This window comes from Mitsuaria sp. WAJ17, assembly GCF_014174515.1.
GTDB lineage: Bacteria > Pseudomonadota > Gammaproteobacteria > Burkholderiales > Burkholderiaceae_C > Roseateles_B.
In genome coordinates this window covers 1-18,972 of sequence record NZ_JACJUG010000030.1, presented here as the reverse complement: position 1 = coordinate 18,972, position 18,972 = coordinate 1, and the positions used below count along the sequence as shown (strand labels likewise).

Below are 18,972 nucleotides of genomic sequence, written 5' to 3'. Positions count from 1 at the left end.
CGCATGAAGCATGAACACGATATGAAATCGGACGCCGCCGCTCCTGATGCGGTGTACCACAACCAGGCGCGACAGAGCCAGGGCTCGGTGGTGATGCCAGCTCCTGCCAAGGCAGGACCCGCATTGCCGACGTCGGTCAAGCCTGAAGCACCCACTTCAACCGACGCGACCATCTACACCTGTCCCATGCATCCGGAAGTACGGCAGGACCATCCCGGCAACTGCCCGAAATGCGGCATGACGCTTGAGCCGCTCCTGCCCGAGTTGAAAGAGGAAGAAAACCCAGAGCTGCAGGACTTCCAGCGTCGGTTCTGGTGGACGCTGCCACTGACGGTGGTGGTCACCTTGCTCGCCATGGTGGGACATCGACTGCAGTTGTTCGAGATGGCCACGCAGAGCTGGGTGGAGATGGTCTTGACTTTGCCCGTGGCGCTTTGGGCCGGCTGGCCGTTCTTTGTCCGCGGAGTCCAGTCGGTGGTGAACCGCAGTCCGAACATGTGGACCCTGATTGGCCTGGGCACCGGGGCTGCCTTTGCGTACAGCGTCGTTGCGACGGTGTCACCGCAAGTGTTCCCCGCCTCCTTCCAGGCCATGGGACGTGTCGCGGTCTACTTCGAAGCCGCGGTCGTCATCATCTCGCTGACCTTGCTGGGTCAAATCCTTGAGCTGAAGGCCCGCTCTCAGACCTCGGCGGCCATCAAATCGCTGCTGGGTCTGGCGCCCAAGACTGCTCGGCGCATTGATGAGCATGGCGTCGAGATTGACGTTCCCCTGACCCATGTGCATGTGGGGGACCTGCTTCGTGTGCGCCCTGGGGAGAAGGTACCTGTCGATGGAGTGGTCGTTGAAGGCCGAAGTGCTGTTGACGAAGCCATGCTGACCGGTGAGCCTGTGCCGGTGGTCAAGGGCCCAGGCGACAAGGTGATCGGGGCCACCATGAATACCAATGGCGCCTTGGTCATGCGCTCCGAACGTGTGGGTTCCTCCACCATGTTGGCGCAGATCGTGCAACTGGTGGCGCAGGCCCAGCGCTCGCGAGCGCCGATGCAACGCATGGCGGACCACGTCGCAGGGTACTTCGTCCTTGCGGTTGTTGGCATAGCCGTGCTGACACTGCTGGTTTGGGGCCTGTTTGGCCCGGAGCCCAGTTGGGTCTACGGATTGGTCAATGCTGTCGCTGTCTTGATCATCGCCTGCCCTTGTGCGCTGGGACTTGCCACGCCCATGTCGATCATGGTGGCCACCGGGCGCGGGGCGACCAGCGGCGTGCTGTTCCGTGATGCGGCCGCCATCGAGAACCTGCGAAAGATCGATGCGCTCATCATCGACAAGACCGGAACACTGACGGAAGGGCGCCCCGCATTCGATCGGCTCGTCGCCGCCCCAGGCGTCCAGGAGTCCGACGTACTGCGCCTGGCGGCAAGTCTTGACCAGGGCAGCGAGCATCCGCTGGCCGAAGCCATCGTCAAGGAAGCTCGCTCGCGCGGCCTGCCCCTGTCCAAGCCGGAGAGTTTCGAATCTGGCACCGGCATCGGCGTGCGTGGCGTGGTTGAGGGCCGCCAACTGGCGTTGGGCAATACGGCGCTGATGGAGCAGTCTGGTGTCGAAGTGAAGGCTCTGCTTCCCGCTGCAGAAGCGCTTAGGGCGGAAGGAGCCAGCGTCATGCATCTCGCGGCAGATGGGAAGCTGATGGGGCTGCTGGCGGTCTCGGACCCGATCAAGCCCAGCACGCCTGAGGCACTGACAGCACTGCGAGAATCCGGCATCCTCATGGTCATGGCGACGGGGGACGGTCTCACAACCGCCAAGGCTGTCGGTGCACGGCTGGGCTTTGATGTGGTCCACGGCGAGGTCCAGCCTGCAGACAAGCTGGCCCTAGTGCAGAGCCTTCAGGATCAGGGCCGCGTGGTGGCCATGGCGGGTGACGGCATCAATGATGCACCGGCCCTGGCCAAGGCCGATGTGGGTATCGCGATGGGGACCGGGACCGACGTTGCTATGAATAGCGCACAGGTCACGCTGGTCAAAGGTGACCTGCGCGGCATCTCGACGGCAAGAGCCCTGTCCGAGGCGACTGTGGGCAACATGAAGCAGAACCTCATGTTCGCCTTTGTGTACAACGCATTGGGAATCCCCATCGCTTCGGGCTTGCTCTATCCGTTCACAGGATGGCTGTTGTCGCCCATGATGGCCGCCCTGGCCATGAGCCTCAGCTCGGCCTCCGTCATCACCAACGCCTTGCGGCTGCGCCGCGGGTGACGGACTTGTCCTGCGACGAGCACCACCAGGCAACGACGGTGCTGTCCGCACCGGTCAAGCCCGTGTTCGCCTTCCTGGATAATCCATTGCGTCTGGTCCAAGCCGACACTGATCATGGGCCATGCCACGATGCGGACTGAACTGGATGCAGCTGGCGGCCGGGCACTGGGAAGCGCAATGCGGCTTCGGGGCCTACTCGAGCGTTGGTTCGGAGCAGCCTATGCCCGCGGGTGTATCGACCACATGATTCAGGACACCGCCAGGCACCTTGAGCAGCCCCTTGCGGCATTGATCCTGCTGACCTCTGTTGCTGGAGTGAAACGATGGAACGACCCATTCACAGATTCTCGGACCTGTTCAAGCAACTTGGACTGCAAGCCGACGACGCTGGGATCGCGAGCTTCCTGACCCTGCATGCACCACTGCCTGGTGGCGTGGCCCTCGAGGATGCCCCCTTTTGGACCGTCGCGCAGGCCACACTGCTGCGCGAGGAGATCCTTCGAGACGCTGACTGGGCCGAGGTGGTAGACCAACTCAACGAGGCACTGCGTGCCAAGAAATGACCTGATGAAACGCATCGTGCAGATGCATGGTCCTGGCCCTCGTGGGCATTGCAGCGATGAATACCGCAGTGGCCGATGTGGTCGATATTCGCTGGGACACAACGGGACGCTTCATGCATTCCCAGGCCATCACCGCGGGAAAGTTCGCGGAGGTCTGCGCCAAGGTGGACGGTGTCAAGTCCGCCAAAGGGCTGCTGGAAGCGGCACTGGGTCAGGACTACTGCTGGAGGTGGTCCAACAAATTCGGCGATACCGTGGATCTGGCGTTCTCTGTTCAGAAGCTGCCTTGAGACTTCTGGCCGCCAACTGCGCAACAGCCGTCGGGCAGCCGGCGCCCCGTGACCGGTCGATGCTGCAGCTCGATGCGCTCACTTGACACAGCGCAACTGGAGAGACGCCTCCCGAACTATCCTTGCAACCATGACCATCACTAGGCGTCTGCGCCGCTGGGTTTCCGCCAGCGTCCTGATGGCGATGCTCTTCATGCAGCTTGCCACGGCCGCCTACGCCTGCCCACAGCTGGAGAGGGCGCGCCAGCATGCGGCCGTGGTCATGATCGATTGCGATGGCATGCCTGGCTCGATGGATGACCAGCAGCCGCAACTCTGCAAAGCCCATTGCGACAAGGATGCCCAGAGCACCCCGCTGACAAGCGCTCCCGATCTACAGCCCAACCCCGCAGCAGTCACACTCATCTTCGGCATCGTGCAGCCGGTTCTACCGCTGTTGCCCGCGAGTGTCCGCGCTGGGAAGGCGCCGATTGCTCGTCGGTCTGCGGGTGAACCTCCGCTGTATCTCAGCCTCTTAGTCCTCAGGAATTGAGCTGATCGCATGCCGCGCGCCCTCATCGCGCGGACCCCTTGCTGCGATAGCTATCTTCCTTGAGGACTCCCATGTCTACATTCCACACCGGTCGCCCCCTGGGGCTGCCTGCTGCTTTCACACCGCGGCGCCTCAGCGCGTTGCTGAGCCTTTGCCTGAGCTTCATGCTGCCTGCTCAGGCCCTGACTTACGCCGAAGCGCGCCAGCTCGCCGAGCGCCAGAACCCCGGGCTTCGCGCTCAGCAATTTGCTCTGGAGGGCGCATCAGCGGCCCAGCCCGCGGCCGGCACTTTGCCTGACCCGCGCCTGTCGCTGGGCATCGAAAACTTACCTGCCAGCGGCACGGACCGGTGGAGTCTCTCTCGGGACTTCATGACCATGAAGCGCATCGCACTGATGCAGGAGGTCCCCAACCAGGCCAAGCGCACCGCTCGACTGGAGGGGGCCCAAGCCCGCACCGAGCGTGAGCGCGCCATGCTGCAGGTGCAGCGGCTGCAAGTGCGTCAGGCGCTGGACCTGGCTTGGATCACGGCACAAAGCCTCGAGGACAAGCGGGCGCTTCTGCATGAACTGCAGGTGGAGAACCAGCGCCTGCAGGACACCCTGCCGGCTCGCATTGCCGGTGGTGCACCCGCAACGGACCTGCTGATGGCCCGCCAAGAGGCCCTGAGCCTGGCCGACCGCCAGGACGAACTTCAGCGCGATGCCGACAAAGTTCGGGCGACTCTGCGACGCCTGCTGGGACCGCAAGGCGATGAAGCGCTGGAGGGTGACATTCCCCTGCCGGATCTGCCCCCGGAGGATTTCAAGGCCCGGCTGACTCACCATGCAGCGCTTGCCGTCTATCCAGCCATGCTTGCCATGGCTCGGGCTGAGATCAACGAGGCCAATGCCGAGTCCAGGGGCGACTGGGCGTGGGAGGTGGCCTACAGTCGCCGCGGCGCGCAATGGGGAGACATGGTCTCCTTCCAGCTGAGCTTTGACCTTCCCTGGCAGAAGGGCAAGCGCCAGCACCCCATCGCAACGGCCAAGCAGCGCGATCTGGAGCGCATTGAAGCTGAGCGCGAGGAGGCCGAACGCCGCCATCGGCAAGAGCTTGAAGAGGAACTCGCGGAGCTGCAGTCGCTGGGTCGGCAAGTTGAGCGACTGGACGGCCATGCCCTGCCGCTGGCCCAGGACCGTGTCGCGCTGGCGCTCAGCAGCTACCAGGCTGGCCGAGCCGACTTGGCCGCCGTCCTTGGCGCGCGAGGCCAGGTGCTGGAGCAGCGCCTGCGCCGCATCGACCTGCAAGCCCAGCGCAGCGGCTTGCTGGCCCGTTTGCACAGCCTGATCGCCGACTGAGCAAGGACGCCCCATGAACACCAGGAATCTCATTGCAGGACTCACATTGCTTGCCGCAGGAATTGCCGCAGGCTGGGGCCTTTCGAACTGGCGCTCCAACGCAGCCAGCCACGACAGCGCATCTCCCGAGCGTGTTGGACCGGCGGCGAAGGGCGAGCGCAAGGTGCTGTACTGGTACGACCCGATGAGTCCGACGCAACGCTTCGACAAGCCGGGCAAGTCGCCCTTCATGGACATGCAGCTGCAGCCCAAGTATGCCGACGAGTCAACTGAGCAGACGCCAGGCTTGAACGTGTCAGCGCAGGCTGTCCAGTCCCTGGGCCTGAGGGTAGCCGCAGTACAGGAACGCCCCATCGCCGCTCGGGTTGATGCTGTCGGGACGGTCCAGCTCAATGAGCGTGAGGTGAGCATCGTGCAGGCCCGCGCCGGCGGTTTTGTCGAGCGCGTCTATGCACGTGCTCCGGGCGATGTGATTGCCGCCGGAGCGCCGCTGGTCGATCTCCTGCTACCTGAGTGGGTGGCTGCGCAGCATGAGTACCTGGCCGTCAAGGCGCTGGGTGACGCCGCGCTGACGCAGGCGGCTCGGCAGCGCCTTCTTTTGCTGGGCATGAGCGAGGTGCTGGTGGCGCGTCTAGACCAGACCCGCGAACCCAACGCCCGCATCACCGTCACCGCCCCGCAAGGCGGCCTGATCGCCGAACTGATGGTCAGGCAAGGCATGACGGTCGGCGCTGGCATGAGCTTGGCCCGTATCAACGGCCTGAGCAGCGTATGGGTCGAGGTGGCCGTGCCCGAGTCTCAAGGCGGTCGAGTCGCGGTGGGCCAGAAGGCCGAGATGCGATTTGCCGCCTACGGCGCCGAAGTCTTCAAGGCCCGCGTGGTCAGCATCCTGCCGGAATCCAGCAAGGACACACGAACGCTGCGCGTGCGGATCGAGCTGCCCAATCCCGGACAGCGCTTCAAGGCTGGCATGTTCGCTCAAGTCAGCCTGCAAGGAGCGCCACAGACTCGCCTGCTGGTACCCAGCGAGGCCGTCATCCGGACGGGCAAGCGTGCCTTGGCCTATGTGGTTGATGGCCCGGGTCACTTCCATCCGGTCCGCGTCGAGGTGGGCGAAGAGATCGAGGATCAACTCGTGGTGCTCGGCGGACTGAGTGCAGGGCAACAGGTCGTGGCGTCAGCCCAGTTCCTGATCGATTCCGAAGCCAGTCTCAAGGGGGTCATACCCCCGATGGAGGCAGCCTCGGCCTCGCCGCAAGCGAGCTACAGCGCCCTCGGCACGATAGAAGAGATCAGCAAGGACGAGATCACCTTGTCTCACAGCGCGATCGAGGCCTTGAAATGGCCGGCGATGACTATGGGCTTCAAGCTCGACAAACCGGCCTTGGCGACGGGGCTGAAGGCCAGGCAGGCCGTGAAGTTCAGCTTTGCAAAACGCGGCGACGACTATGTTGTCGTGTCGATTGAGCCTGTCGCTCGTGCGGCTTCAGGAGCACAGCGATGATTGCCCAACTCATCCGCTGGTCGGTCGGCAACCGATTCCTGGTCCTGCTGAGCACCATGTTCCTGCTCGCCTGGGGTATCTGGGCGGTGCGCAGCACGCCCATCGATGCCTTGCCTGACCTGTCCGATGTGCAGGTCATCATCCGGACCAACTACCCGGGCCAGGCGCCGCAGATCGTCGAGAACCAGGTCACCTATCCTCTGGCCACGACCATGCTCGCCGTGCCTGGAGCCAGGACTGTGCGGGGCTTCTCCTTCTTCGGGGACTCCTTTGTCTACGTGCTCTTCGAGGACGGCACGGACCTGTATTGGGCCCGTTCCCGCGTGCTGGAGTATCTGAATCAGGTGCAGGGTCGGCTGCCGGCCTCCGCCAAGTCGGCCCTGGGTCCTGATGCAACGGGCGTCGGCTGGATCTTCCAGTACGCCTTGGTGGACCGGACAGGAAAGACAGACCTCGCCGGTCTGCGAGCGCTGCAGGACTGGTTCCTCAAGTTTGAGCTCAAGAGCCTGCCCAATGTGGCGGAGGTGGCGTCGGTGGGCGGCATGGTGAAGCAGTATCAAGTGGTCCTGGATCCAGCCAGGCTTGCGGCCTATGGCGTGACGCAGGCGCAGGTCCGGGAGGCCCTGATGTCGGCCAATCAGGAGACCAGCGGCTCCGTACTGGAAATGAGCGGCGCCGAATACATGGTGCGAGCCAGTGGCTACCTGAAATCGCTGGACGAATTCCGGGCCATCGCCCTGGCCACGCGCGGTGGCGTCCCGGTGCGCCTGGGCGACGTGGCGACGCTGCAGATCGGTCCCGAGATGCGCCGCGGCATTGCTGAGCTCGATGGGGAAGGGGAGGTGGCCGGCGGCGTTGTGATCCTGCGCTCTGGCAAGAACGCGCAGGAGACCATCGCTGCGGTCAAGACGAAGCTGGGCGAGCTGCAGGCCAGCCTGCCCAAGGGCGTGGAGATCGTCACCACCTACGACCGCAGCGCCCTGATCGAGCGCGCCATCGAGAACCTGACGCACAAGCTGGGCGAGGAATTTCTGGTCGTGGCCCTGGTCTGCGGGGTCTTCCTGTGGCATCTGCGCTCGGCATTGGTGGCCATCATCTCGCTGCCGCTGGGCGTGCTGGCGGCCTTCATCGTGATGCGATACCAGGGCATCAACGCCAACATGATGTCCCTGGGCGGTATCGCCATTGCCATCGGCGCCATGGTCGATGCTGCCGTGGTGATGATCGAAAACGCGCACAAGAAGCTGGAGGCCTGGCAGCATGCCAACCCTGACAGGACCTTGGTCGGAACTGAGCGCTGGAGCGTCATCACCGAGGCTGCCGAGGAGGTGGGCCCAGCCTTGTTCTTCTCGCTCCTGATCATCACCTTGTCATTCATCCCGGTCTTCACGCTGGAAGCGCAGGAAGGCCGGCTGTTCGGGCCGCTGGCCTTCACCAAGACCTATGCGATGGCGGCAGCTGCGGGGCTCTCGGTCACGCTGATCCCGGTGCTGATGGGCTACTGGATTCGCGGCCGTATCCCCGACGAGCAGAAGAACCCCATCACCCGGGCGCTGATTGCCGTGTACCGGCCAGCGCTGGAATGGGTACTGCGCAGGCCCAAGGCCACGCTGGCCATCGCCGTGGCTGCCCTGGCGACGACGATCTGGCCCTTGGCGCGACTGGGCGGCGAGTTCCTTCCCAGCCTGGATGAAGGGGACCTTCTATACATGCCTTCGGCGCTGCCAGGGCTCTCGGCGCAGCGGGCGACCGAGCTGCTGCAGCTGAGCAATCGCATGATCAAGACCGTGCCGGAAGTAGAACGCGTGTTCGGCAAGGCGGGGAGGGCGGAGACGGCCACCGACCCCGCCCCTCTGGAGATGTTCGAGACCACCGTCAAGCTCAAGCCGCGCGATCAATGGCGGCCAGACATGACGCCAGAGAAGCTCGTCGAGGCCCTGGACCAAGCCGTCAAAGTCCCCGGCTTGTCCAACATCTGGATCCCGCCCATTCGCAATCGCATCGATATGCTGGCCACGGGCATCAAGAGCCCCATTGGGGTAAAGGTGACGGGCAGCGACCTGAGGGTGATTGACCGTATCGCTTCCGAGGTGGAGCAGGTGGCCAAAAAAGTGCCCGGCGTCAGTTCGGCGCTGGCGGAGCGTCTCACCGGAGGACGCTATGTGGATATTGACATCGACCGCAATGCAGCGGCCCGCTATGGGCTCAGCATGGCCGATGTCCAGGCCATCGTCGCTGGCGCGATCGGTGGCGAGAACGTCGGCGAGACGGTTGAGGGCCTGGCCCGTTTCCCAATCAACTTGCGCTATCCGCGCGAGTGGCGAGACTCTCCCGAGAAGTTGCGCCAGTTGCCCATCCAGACAGCCATGGGCCAGCAGATCACCTTGGGCGCATTGTCCAGCGTGAAGATCAACGACGGCCCGCCCATGCTCAAGAGCGAGAACGCACGCCCCTCGGGCTGGGTCTATGTGGATGTGCGAGGACGCGATCTTGCGTCGGTCGCCAACGATCTTCGCCAGGAGGTGGGCAAGAAGATCAAGCTTGAGCCCGGGATCAGCATTGCCTACTCGGGGCAGTTCGAATACCTGGAACGTGCCAACGCCAAGCTCAAGGTGGTCGTGCCGGCCACGCTGTTGATCATCTTCGTGTTGCTGTACCTCACCTTCAAACGCCTGGACGAAGCGGCGCTGATCATGGCGACCATGCCATTCGCGCTCACCGGCGGCATCTGGTTCCTGTACCTGATGGGCTTCAACCTCTCGATTGCCACCGGTGTGGGCTTCATCGCTCTGGCAGGTGTTGCGGCTGAGTTCGGCGTGGTGATGCTGATCTATCTGCGCCATGCTCTGGAGGAACGACTTGGCCGTGGCGAAGCGCTGAGCGCCCATCTGGTGCTTGACGCGATCCGCGAGGGTGCGGTGCTGCGGGTGCGGCCCAAGGCCATGACCGTGGCGGTGATCCTAGCCGGCTTGGTTCCCATCGTCTGGGGCAGCGGGACCGGGTCCGAAGTGATGAGCCGGATTGCGGCGCCCATGCTCGGTGGGATGGTGACAGCGCCTTTGCTGTCACTGTTCGCGGTTCCGGCAGCCTTCCTCTTGATCCGACGGGAGACCTCCGGGGACAGCTGAACGGACTGCTGCACAGAGCGGAGAGCTGCGCACAGATGTTGATTTACATAATGCACATTGTCGAGTTCTTTAGGAGGCGGCGGCAGGTGCTTTTGGGCTGGCTCAAGGACCGCACCAGCGGTCTTTTTTTTGACCTGGCCAAGCCGATATCCCTGCCATGCTAAATCGCCTTCCGAGCGATGTGCCGAGCTTCAGGGAGCTGGCAACTGACATTGGTTTGAAGACCTCCAACACGCGCGCGATTGCTCGGGCGCTGGGCGTGTCGGAGCGCACCGTTTGGACCTGGTGGGCATCAGATTCCCCCAAAACAGCCCGTCTTGCGCTGTGGTGGCTGTCGCGCGCTGGCCACAACATGTGGGATGTTGAGATGGCCAATCGGACCCAGCTGGCGGTGTCGACCAACCGGATCTTGTGGCAAACGCTCAAGTCCTACGACGCCGGCACCAGGTATCGCAGCAACCTGGCTTGCCGCTACGGCCAGGCGGCGTGCAACGACCTGCAGGCCTGCGAAGACCAGCTCGCCTAACCCGCCTGGCGCTGCACCCGTCACGCCAGGCAAGCTGTCATGCCGGCTGACTGTCGCGCCAGGCTAGACACCTCGAAACCAGCCCTGCAGCCCGGAAACACCCCCATCGATCCCCGTCCTTCGTGAGGGGCGTCGATGGGGGTGTTTTTATTCCGGGCAGCAGGCCCGGTTTCCTACGCACAGCAAGACACCCCCCTCCGCCCCCTACTCGGGGGAACTCCCCCCCGCCCCTAAGGGGAGCGAGGGAGCTTTCTTCTGAAGGTATTCCCATCCACCACACCCCAAGAGCCATGGCCATCGCCAAGAACTTCAGGAAGTACGCAGAGGCACTGCTGGTGCAGCTCGAGCTGCCCCTGCAAGGCTTCGCGAAGACCATCCAGAACATGCGCGGCGCCGTCCTGGCCGCCTATCGCCGCAGCCTGGATGCCGGCACCTGGAAGCGTTCACGCTTCATGCAGAAGCCCAAGAAGAAGCCCGCTCAATGGCGGGCTATCGATGTGCCGGGATGCTGGTTCTGGGGCCAGCTCGACCTGATCAAAGCGACCGAATTGCAGCCTTGAGCACGAAGGGTGCAGCGAACACCACCAGCACAACAAAGACGATGCGCGCCCAGGCGCGACGGCGCTGACGTCTGATCGCCTCACGCTCGACCTCAGCCAACGACACACGGAACGCTGCGCGCTCGACGTAGCCCTCATCCTTTCGGATCTTGTCTCGGTACCAGTCTCTGGAATCAATCCCCATAATCCAACGGAACAGAGCATACCGCCAGCAGCTCAGGCGGCCACCATGGGCCCAGATGCAGCCCTAGCAGGCGCTGAAGCCTCAGGAGCACGCACAGGGGCCGCGTGAGTGTCAGGCGGCACCAGGTGACCTTGGGTGACCGCGTAGCACAGCGCAGGCCGGTCCGAGACGATGCGCGGGGGCTGCTCCTGCGTCATGCAGTGGCACTCATCGTCCGCCTGCCAGCAGCCGGCCACGATATCAGGCCAGGTCTGGCGCTCAGCAACCACGCCAACGAATGCCGGACGCCCGCGAGGCACCACACGCTGGCCACCAGGCGGCGACGCAGGCCAAGCACCAGGCGCAACACCGGACGCAGGACCTACAGGTGCAGAAGCAGCAGCCGAAGGCGCACCGCCGCTCAACATGCGGTCCGCTCGCCTGGTCGCATTCCAGATCAAGAACGGAATCGCCAATACAGCGATGAGGAATGCCCAAATCTGCCACGGGATACCCCGGGCTTGCTTTGTGTGCAGCTCAGAACTCCGGTAAATCTCGAAGGTCTTCTTTGAATACTTCCAGACCTTTTTACTAAGCGCCTGGCTCACAGACTTGGGATTCGTGCACGCATCAAACTCATAAATCAACGCAGCACTGCGACCAAATAACCGACGCACATGCAAGTGCGGATTAATAAGAGCCCGGACATTTGCATGCAGTAAATTCCCGTGCTGAGTAATAAACACGAAATCCACCCCATAGTGCCGATGCTCTTCGAGGTTTGTAATATGGGGCGGCAGCGCCCTCCCCGCAGCCATCGGTTTAAAAACATGCTGAGCCTCGTCAATCACGATGACGTCACCAGGCCGACACCAAAGCCACCAGAGATCGGCACGCATTGGAGCGCCAGACACAGGAGGATCAGCGGGAAGACGCTGCACACCGATCCACTTTGCCACCACAGGGTCTTTGTACCAGGCGTCCCAATCACGAATGCGAGGAACCTCGATCAATTCATGATCCAGCAGCAGGTCTCGAATATTCCCGGCCACAAGCCGCCGCTTCACAACCTGGCCGGTGTCTGACACCAGGTCCACAAGCCAGCCTGGCACGAACACAGACAAGCAATAAAGCGTTTTTCCAGCCCCAGGCGTGCCAGTAATCAGCGCATTTGACATTACGAGCCCACACCAGCAATGCGAACAGCCGAAGTCAAACCCCAGTAGCTGACAGCGAACGACACACCACCAAGCACCAGGCCAAGAGCATCCCAAGCTCCAGCCAAGCCAGCAAGCTGAAGCATGGCGGGAGGCGCGGCAGCCAATTGCCCCATGAGCGCGGACTTAATGCCGGCGATCGAAGCGGCAATGCCAGCAATAGAAACCACCGACAACCCCAAACTCAGCAATACACGAGCAGTAACGGAACCAGCAATAGACAACAAACCCGCAAGCAGTGAGCCAGCCATTTATGACCTCACAGCAGAAATAACAATCATCAGCGCAGCCATGGCGCCAAGCGCCACAACAATAGGCCTCAACTGAGACGCTGCATCACAAGCCGGCGCATAGCTAATCATGAGCCCACGTGGACCTGGAATATCAGCGGGGCACCCAACAGGTAGGCCGACAAATTCCGCAGCAAATGAAACAGTCCTACTCGCCTTAGGCACCGGCTTAGCCTCGTCCTGGCCCAGCTCGGCACAACCCAGCCGATTGGGATTCAGCTCGCAAGGATCACGCTCCTTATCGGGTTTGGTCGCGGGATCTGAGGTAGAAGTGTCTGTATCAGAGCTAGTCCCAGTACCCGCAGCGGGTGGCTTCTGGGCCTCAGTATTTGCACCATCAACAGTGACAGGCTCTAGGCGAACGCAATTTGGACAATCGGAAGTTGGATTCGGACTAATGCGCCAACCATCGATACAAGATCCACTAGCAAAAGCGGTGCAGGGGTAAGGCTTGGCATTATCAACAGAAGCAACAAACCCTGTCTTAATGGCGGGACCAGTAACAGGCACCGGAACAGCCGACGCATTGAGCACCTGATCAGAATTTGGATCAAGCGCTGCTCCAGGCTTCACATCAGGCTGCGCCAACGGATGAGTATCTGCCACCCGATCAAAATCAGCCTCAGTCGCCGCCTCATCTGTGGAGTTCGAGCCTGGCTTGTCGTAGCCCCAAATTGACAGCTTGTTGACAGTGGGCGGGTAGTTAACACCAGACGGGGGAAAAAATGTAAGCGTACATTCCCAACGATACTTATTGCCATTGACCATAGCACAGCCACCATAAGACTTTGACCACCCTGGTGGCGGTGCAAGATGCGCATATACGGACTGAAACGCCTGCTGCGGCGTTGAAAACGTAGAGTTTGCAGGCAATGGATTACTCAGAGCAGGAGCGCCGAAGACTAGGTTTTTGAACTGCTCATTGCGGTTAATACACCAAAAATAGGCGCCGCCAGAATCTTGGCACTTTTTAATACCCTCATATGTCAACCAGCCCAATACCGCAGCTGCAGCAACATATGGGTTCCTAAAAATAGCCCGAGCGATAGCACGGCTCGCACCTGCACGCACCGAGAAACGACCAGGCAGAGACGCACCCGCTCTACCAGGTAAGGACAGCTCGCCGGGCGTGATAACTGACCCACCGGAAAAACCAGGCCGCCCGACACCTGGCGTATATGTCGGACCAGCTGGGGGCCATTCAACGCCAGGAAATACCACAGGCTGCGGAGGTACAAATGCCCAGGCCGGACCACTAACAGAGAACAGCCCAACCATCACGGCCAAGCAGAACAAAGACCAGGCCACACGCATCATCGACGCCCCCTGAATGTGAACCAGATAACGGCCACAACCAGGCCGAACGTAACAAGCGGCGGTAGGTAACTCATTGGATATCTCGATCGGAGGAGAACAAGCCCACAAGCTCTTTGCCAAGGAATACCACCAGCAAAGCGCCACAGAATGCCCCGGCATATGGTGCCCAATAGGCCCAGTCGTAAAACTCGCAGGCCGGCAAGCTCTGACCAGGCACGACCACCTCAGTCACCAGCCCGGCCCCATCGACAGACCGCCGCGTCCAAGTGAAGACAGCACCAGGCCCGGCAACGCCAGAAACACCGGAACAGCTCACCGAGGCGCCGGAACTGGTGAGAACCGAGTGCGAACCGCACCAGGCAGCAGCCGCAGCCGCGGGAGATTCGTAGCAAACGCCACCGAAAGATGCGGAGTCGGCCATAGCACCTCAGATGAAAAAGTGCCCGCTCTCGGGCGGGCACACAGGAAGTTAGGACGAGCGATCAGCGGCCAAACAGGCCCATGACCTTGCGACCGCCCCAGACAGCCACGGCCAGCGTCAGCATGGCAGCGAGGAAGGCCAGCATGTCGGCCTTGGCGTCATCAACGGGCTTGGTATCGACAGCCCAGGCAGGAGCCGAGAGAGCCAGGACGGCCAGGGAAGCGACGAGTTTGCGCATAGGTTTTCTCCAGGTGCGAGTAATGGCCATGACCCAGCGGCACCACGCTGGGGGCCGGGATTTCAAGCTGCGGCCGCAGCAGCGTTGCCCTTCGACGGCTTGGCAAGGTCCACGGGGCGAAGATCCACAACGACTTGCTGCACGGTCTTTCCGTTGCTCATCTCCTCTTCGGTCAGCTCGCACCAGAAGGGCACCGGCAGATGAACGATGCGACGCAGCAGCTTCTCGTCCACCTTGATGGCCGCGGTGCAGTGGCCTTTGATGACCCGGTTTTCACCATCGTTGCGACGGTCATCGAGTGCCACCTTTCGGTAGAGCTCCGAGGTGACGCCCTTCTTGCCGTCCATTTCCCAGGGCGCGAGCTTGATGCCCACAACCTCGACGGTGCGCTTGGTCAGATCCATGTGTTTCTCTCTTTCATGCTGCGAGCTGGTACCAAGAGGGTCTTTCAGCGCGGCGCAGCTCAACGACGCGGACCCTGGGTGTGAACGGCCTGACATTGCGGACCGCCAGGTCCAGGCCGTACTTGAGAAGCTCATTGCGATGGCGATACCAGGTGGCCTGGCTCAGCGTCTTGCGCGTGTCCATGCCGGCGAGGTAATCACGGGCGGTCGCGCGGAGATGACGCGGCAGTTCGTCCAGGTCATCAGTGGCCTTTTCGGCACGCGTGAGCACGGCGCTCTTGTCGTTGAACAGGTGCACCAGCTGCTGCATGGCAAACCCCCTTTCGTAGTCGCCCAGGAATGCGGCACCCATGTCAGTCAGGGCTTTAGTTCTGACCGTGCCTTCGAACCTCACGAGGCCCACAGCCTCACAGTGCGCGGCGACGCGCTCATCAGCGCATTCATGCCGGCGGAGTTCCAAATGTTTGAGATAGGCTTTCCAGTACGACCTGGCGCCCTTCCCTCCGCCCCAGGCAACCGTCTCGCCCTGGCCAAGCACCCTGCCCTCATGCCGGCCGGCGTGCTGAGTGCCGAGGTACTGCATGACCGCATGAGCGTCATCCGCTGAACCGGCCTCGTAGTTGGCGGTCAGGTCGATGCGGCTAACGCGGGCGCCGGTCCAGGCATAGCGCACGTCCTTGCCCTTCTTCGCGGCGTATTCAATCCGCTGGCCAGCCGTGAAAGGCGGCAGGCCATAGTGGGCGAGTACCTCATTGGCACGGGCGATGCACTCAGCGAAGCCGAAGCCGAACAGGTTCTCAGCACGTCCAAAGCGAGACAGGTTGCCTGACAGCGTGACGCGCACACCGTCGCACTTCACCGAAATTGACGTCTCAAAGGAGCCTTGGTGCTGGACCGCGCGAACGGTCTTCCAGACCAACTCGCCCGCATCGTCACAGGCCATCACACAGCCGCTATCGACCACCGGCAGGCCCTTCTCTGGATGCTCCTGGCTGATCGTCAGCCAGTCCACGAAGAAGGGCGTTTCGCGATCCAAAGGCCAACTTTCGACCGCGCGGAAGGCCGGCTTTTTCTCACCGGTGAGAATTTCGGAACGTGTTACTAGGCCGTTCCGCTCCCCGGCAAGGGTTCTCCCGGGGGTGCGCGCGAGCGCGCCCCTCCCGGCAGACCCCTCACCGGGGAGTAGGTGGCCAAGCCTTGACGGCGGCACCAGCTCAAGGCTCATGCCTGCACCTCGCTGATGGGCTCGCAGGTGCATCCCAGGCCGGAGCAGAGGCGCACATTGCGGGACTCGACCCAGACCAGGCCGAAGAGCTGCGACTGGACCTGAAAGAACTCTCCCGAGTTCGTGAAGGTCTCATGCATCTTGGCGACGCAGCCGCAGGAAACGACGCCCTGCTTGCGAATCTGGACGCGCACGGGCTCGACCTGGCCAGCGAGGAACCGGCGGCATGCAGCCGCGGTGTAGGCCCTGTGCGTCAGGGGTGCTTTACCCGTCAAAGCAGCGGCCACCTCATTGGGCATACTCGCTAACTTCTCAATCACAGGGAGCCCCCAATGAAAACGATATTCATCGTGCTGGCCATTGCCGCTGTCGTGCTGCTGGCGCTTTTTGTCGAAGCAGCAAAGCGGCAAGGCAAAGGGCGAGCGCTAGGGCCGATCAAGGCCAAGAAGCCATTGACGCCGCGGGAGCAAGGAATGTTCTTCCGGCTGCAAGAGGCGTTTCCGGAGCACGTGGTACTGAGCCAAGTGGGTATGTCCGCGCTCTTGTCAGCCAAGGACACGAGCACGCGGAACACCTTCGATCGAAAGGTCGCGGACTTCGTGCTCTGCACAAAGGCCTTTGATGTGCTGGCGGTCATCGAGCTGGACGACGCCACCCACAAGGGCAAGGAGGGCAAAGACGCGAAGCGCGATGAGATGCTGCAACGCGCAGGCTTCAAGACGCTGCGATTCGCGCAAGTGCCAGACGCGCTGCCGCTTAGGCGTGCCGTCCTTGCTCCAGTAGCCGAAGCCAAGGCAGCGTAGGCAGCATGCGCCAGTGCGCCCTCCCCCTCCAGTGCTGATTCGACCTGTGCGCTTATCATCGCGTCCCGTACCCCTTCCGGGTGCGGACTATGTACCCCTTGGGGTTACGGAGGCAATGAAATGCTTATCGACCTGTTGGAGGGATTGACGCCCGATCAAAAGCGTGAACTCGAAGAACTCGGGATCACGCGACAGCGTCGCCACGACTGGAAAGTGGGCCCGAGAAAGCCCACCGCGGCGCAGTGTTTGGTGCTTGCGATGGTGACGAATTCAGACCCTAAGCCGCTCCTGCAATGGCTGGCAGAACAGGAGGCAAGCGAGGCGCAGCTCGCCTACTTTCGCAAGGTCAAAGAGACGGGATCTTGGGCCTTCTTGAGTGCAGTATTTGCAGTCGTTCTGGCAACACCTGAACCCGCTTTTGCGCAGTGTTCATCGGGTCAAACTCGCTTTGCCCCTCAGAACCAGGCAATGCACATTGTCGAATCTTCAGGAAGCGCTGGCAGGCCCTGTGCGCATGGCTCAAGGACCGCACCGGATCTTGTGGCAAACGCTCAAGTCCTACGACACCGGCACCAGATATCGCGACAACCTGGCCTGCCGCTACGGCCATGCGGCGTGCAACGACCTGCAGGCCTGCGAAGACCAACTGGCCTAGACCGAGGCCAGCAGGACCGGCCCGAGATGGGCCGAGCGCTTCGGATGGAGTGCTTACGGGGGCCTCGGCGGCGTCGCCGCCTGCTGAATCACCAACTGGCGCCCTGCCGTCGGGCGCTATAGATTAGCTTCGACTGGATTGAGACTCTCGGCTGCGCACAACCCGGCTCATCACCGGATGCCAATGTGTGCAGTCCAGTCATGCGCTTACTCTCCTGGCTCAGATCACCACCACTTGACCACGACCGTCGAAACGCAACGACCATGTTCAAGAGCACCTACACCCACTTGGCCTTAGCCGCCGAGAACCGCACAGTGCAAGCGCTGCGCCCCACTGCGATGGACCTTGAGCGCGGAACCCGTCTTATCCGCATCGGCAGCCGGTCTGGAGTCGATGATGACACCCTGGACCTCTTCTGCATGATGGACGCACAACGGAGCATCCCCTTTTCAGCCCAAATCGTCACAGAGGTCGGCTGGAAGCCTTTGCGGGAGTTCCGCGTGAGTGGATGGACCCCGCTCCCGCATCACGATCTCGGCATCCGCATCGTCGATGTGCGTGTCGACAACATCGGCGCTCACCCGAGCACCATCTGGAAGGGGATCCGCTCGAGGGTCAACTTCGAGGACCTCTGGGCCGTGGAGAGCGCTCCTCCGTTGACCGTGCTTACCGAGGCGGAACGCCGCCAGGTCTTCCTCGACATTCAGGAAGCCCTTCCCGTCTGGTGGTTCGACAACTACGTGAGCGTCGAACGCCCGGACCCCGCGGTCTGTCGTCATGTTTCGGCGGCGCAACCTGAATGGTCCGACGTTGCCGATTTGAGCGGCAACAGGGAGAGGGCCAGCGTGCTACTTATGCCGCCGCCGCTGTCGAACCAACCGTATCAGGAGGTAGAGGCGTGGCTAGCAGCCGTCGAGGGTAAGACCTTGACGATTGAAGAGATCATGGCCCGAGTCTTAGACTTTGAACGAGGCACTCTCTTCTATGACCACCTGCTGACCTGGGGGCTTAGTGACAACGCCCGCTTCTGGCAACTGCTGCGCGACTCCCACCGTGCGCATTACGTGGACCACTACGACGGCTTCGAGCGCTTCCTCGTCAGAATCCACGATCTCATGACTAGCCGCTTGGCGGGGCGGCGGGTGCTGCAGACCTATCCGAGCTGGCGCCGTCCGCGGGTGGGCGATACCTGACGCACTACTGGGGAGCGACAGAACGGCATACGAGAGCCGCGGCAGCGTTCTCACACGGCCCCGCTGCAAAGCCGTCCGCTGATACTTTGTTTTAGCCAGGTTGCACAACACCGCCTTGGCACGGACACTGACCGTCCAACTTCTGGGGGTCAGTTCAGTCGTTGATGGATACGAGCATCCTAGGCGCGGCTCAACGGATCAACATGACTTGCCAGGACGTACATGGACGCCCCCGTTTGCCAAGCTTCCAGTTCACTGCCGCACGAAGAAAAGATTGCACCCGTACATTCGGACTTCAGATGCGAGACGAGCTCGCTGTCCCTGATGGGTTCTGCTGGTCGGCG

Annotated in this window: 18 protein-coding genes; 11 read left to right on the top strand and 7 right to left on the bottom strand. The window is 62.1% G+C overall.

Features of this window, described 5'->3' with window-relative positions; genetic code table 11:
• Positions 1 to 186 precede the first annotated feature (186 nt).
• The 9 genes from H5407_RS19735 (at position 187) to H5407_RS19695 (ending at position 10,702) form a co-directional block, all read left to right on the top strand.
• Positions 187 to 2,259, top strand: a complete 2,073-nt coding sequence (locus H5407_RS19735; protein WP_220800700.1) for a copper-translocating P-type ATPase — start codon at positions 187 to 189, stop codon at positions 2,257 to 2,259.
• Between the two features lie 323 nt (positions 2,260 to 2,582).
• Positions 2,583 to 2,822 (top strand): DUF2789 domain-containing protein, encoded by a 240-nt coding sequence (locus H5407_RS19730; protein ID WP_183106208.1) that lies wholly within the window; start codon positions 2,583 to 2,585, stop codon positions 2,820 to 2,822.
• Between the two features lie 26 nt (positions 2,823 to 2,848).
• Positions 2,849 to 3,112, top strand: a complete 264-nt coding sequence (locus tag H5407_RS19725; protein ID WP_183106207.1) for a hypothetical protein — start codon at positions 2,849 to 2,851, stop codon at positions 3,110 to 3,112.
• An 82-nt stretch (positions 3,113 to 3,194) separates the two neighbouring features.
• A complete protein-coding gene (locus H5407_RS19720; protein ID WP_183106206.1) occupies positions 3,195 to 3,644 on the top strand; it encodes a hypothetical protein in 450 nt (149 codons plus the stop codon).
• Between the two features lie 71 nt (positions 3,645 to 3,715).
• Entirely contained in the window at positions 3,716 to 4,984 is a 1,269-nt protein-coding gene (locus H5407_RS19715) for a TolC family protein (RefSeq protein WP_183106205.1), read from the top strand.
• Positions 4,985 to 4,997: 13 nt separating this feature from the next.
• The gene (locus tag H5407_RS19710; RefSeq protein ID WP_183106204.1) at positions 4,998 to 6,488 is read left to right on the top strand and encodes an efflux RND transporter periplasmic adaptor subunit; all 1,491 of its coding nucleotides are present in this window, start codon (positions 4,998 to 5,000) and stop codon (positions 6,486 to 6,488) included.
• Positions 6,485 to 9,616: an efflux RND transporter permease subunit gene (locus H5407_RS19705; protein ID WP_183106203.1), complete on the top strand. Its 3,132-nt coding sequence runs from the start codon at positions 6,485 to 6,487 to the stop codon at positions 9,614 to 9,616. Before H5407_RS19710 ends, H5407_RS19705 begins: the two co-directional genes overlap by 4 nt.
• Before the next feature lie 217 nt (positions 9,617 to 9,833).
• Entirely contained in the window at positions 9,834 to 10,142 is a 309-nt protein-coding gene (locus tag H5407_RS19700) for a hypothetical protein (protein ID WP_183106202.1), read from the top strand.
• Positions 10,143 to 10,432: 290 nt separating this feature from the next.
• Entirely contained in the window at positions 10,433 to 10,702 is a 270-nt protein-coding gene (locus tag H5407_RS19695; RefSeq protein ID WP_183106201.1) for a hypothetical protein, read from the top strand.
• Between the two features lie 216 nt (positions 10,703 to 10,918).
• On the opposite strand, the gene H5407_RS19690 is transcribed toward H5407_RS19695, so the two are convergent.
• The 7 genes from H5407_RS19690 to H5407_RS19660 all read right to left on the bottom strand — a co-directional run bounded on the left by H5407_RS19690 (position 10,919) and on the right by H5407_RS19660 (position 16,171).
• Positions 10,919 to 12,043: a zonular occludens toxin domain-containing protein gene (locus H5407_RS19690; RefSeq protein ID WP_183106200.1), complete on the bottom strand. Its 1,125-nt coding sequence runs from the start codon at positions 12,041 to 12,043 to the stop codon at positions 10,919 to 10,921.
• Positions 12,043 to 12,333 (bottom strand): DUF2523 family protein, encoded by a 291-nt coding sequence (locus H5407_RS19685; protein WP_183106199.1) that lies wholly within the window; start codon positions 12,331 to 12,333, stop codon positions 12,043 to 12,045. Before H5407_RS19685 ends, H5407_RS19690 begins: the two co-directional genes overlap by 1 nt.
• The gene (locus H5407_RS19680) at positions 12,334 to 13,371 is read right to left on the bottom strand and encodes a virulence factor TspB C-terminal domain-related protein (RefSeq protein ID WP_183106198.1); all 1,038 of its coding nucleotides are present in this window, start codon (positions 13,369 to 13,371) and stop codon (positions 12,334 to 12,336) included.
• 800 nt (positions 13,372 to 14,171) lie between these two features.
• Positions 14,172 to 14,348, bottom strand: coding sequence for a hypothetical protein (locus H5407_RS19675; RefSeq protein ID WP_183106197.1), 177 nt, complete (start codon positions 14,346 to 14,348; stop codon positions 14,172 to 14,174).
• A 62-nt stretch (positions 14,349 to 14,410) separates the two neighbouring features.
• Positions 14,411 to 14,752, bottom strand: coding sequence for a hypothetical protein (locus H5407_RS19670; RefSeq protein WP_183106196.1), 342 nt, complete (start codon positions 14,750 to 14,752; stop codon positions 14,411 to 14,413).
• Between the two features lie 13 nt (positions 14,753 to 14,765).
• Entirely contained in the window at positions 14,766 to 15,977 is a 1,212-nt protein-coding gene (locus tag H5407_RS19665) for a phage/plasmid replication protein (protein WP_183106195.1), read from the bottom strand.
• Complete coding sequence (locus H5407_RS19660; protein WP_183106194.1) at positions 15,974 to 16,171, bottom strand: hypothetical protein; 198 nt, start codon at positions 16,169 to 16,171, stop codon at positions 15,974 to 15,976. The genes H5407_RS19665 and H5407_RS19660 overlap by 4 nt, the downstream gene beginning before the upstream one ends.
• Positions 16,172 to 16,309: 138 nt before the next feature.
• Here H5407_RS19660 and H5407_RS19655 point away from each other — a divergent pair, with 138 nt between their 5' ends.
• Both H5407_RS19655 and H5407_RS19650 read left to right on the top strand, forming a co-directional pair.
• On the top strand, positions 16,310 to 16,780 hold the full coding sequence (locus H5407_RS19655) for a DUF2726 domain-containing protein (RefSeq protein WP_183106193.1): 471 nt from the start codon (positions 16,310 to 16,312) through the stop codon (positions 16,778 to 16,780).
• Between the two features lie 918 nt (positions 16,781 to 17,698).
• Positions 17,699 to 18,628, top strand: coding sequence for a hypothetical protein (locus tag H5407_RS19650; RefSeq protein ID WP_183106192.1), 930 nt, complete (start codon positions 17,699 to 17,701; stop codon positions 18,626 to 18,628).
• Positions 18,629 to 18,972 lie beyond the last annotated feature (344 nt).

Coding starts and splice junctions, on each gene's coding strand:
- H5407_RS19725 (WP_183106207.1), top strand. CDS start 2,849: ATGGTCCTGGCCCTCGTGGGCATTGCAGCGATGAATACCGCAGTGGCC.
- H5407_RS19705 (WP_183106203.1), top strand. CDS start 6,485: ATGATTGCCCAACTCATCCGCTGGTCGGTCGGCAACCGATTCCTGGTC.
- H5407_RS19710 (WP_183106204.1), top strand. CDS start 4,998: ATGAACACCAGGAATCTCATTGCAGGACTCACATTGCTTGCCGCAGGA.
- H5407_RS19685 (WP_183106199.1), bottom strand. CDS start 12,333: ATGGCTGGCTCACTGCTTGCGGGTTTGTTGTCTATTGCTGGTTCCGTT.
- H5407_RS19735 (WP_220800700.1), top strand. CDS start 187: ATGCATCCGGAAGTACGGCAGGACCATCCCGGCAACTGCCCGAAATGC.
- H5407_RS19690 (WP_183106200.1), bottom strand. CDS start 12,043: ATGTCAAATGCGCTGATTACTGGCACGCCTGGGGCTGGAAAAACGCTT.
- H5407_RS19730 (WP_183106208.1), top strand. CDS start 2,583: ATGGAACGACCCATTCACAGATTCTCGGACCTGTTCAAGCAACTTGGA.
- H5407_RS19670 (WP_183106196.1), bottom strand. CDS start 14,752: ATGGATCTGACCAAGCGCACCGTCGAGGTTGTGGGCATCAAGCTCGCG.
- H5407_RS19675 (WP_183106197.1), bottom strand. CDS start 14,348: ATGCGCAAACTCGTCGCTTCCCTGGCCGTCCTGGCTCTCTCGGCTCCT.
- H5407_RS19650 (WP_183106192.1), top strand. CDS start 17,699: ATGTTCAAGAGCACCTACACCCACTTGGCCTTAGCCGCCGAGAACCGC.
- H5407_RS19715 (WP_183106205.1), top strand. CDS start 3,716: ATGTCTACATTCCACACCGGTCGCCCCCTGGGGCTGCCTGCTGCTTTC.
- H5407_RS19655 (WP_183106193.1), top strand. CDS start 16,310: ATGAAAACGATATTCATCGTGCTGGCCATTGCCGCTGTCGTGCTGCTG.
- H5407_RS19665 (WP_183106195.1), bottom strand. CDS start 15,977: ATGAGCCTTGAGCTGGTGCCGCCGTCAAGGCTTGGCCACCTACTCCCC.
- H5407_RS19695 (WP_183106201.1), top strand. CDS start 10,433: ATGGCCATCGCCAAGAACTTCAGGAAGTACGCAGAGGCACTGCTGGTG.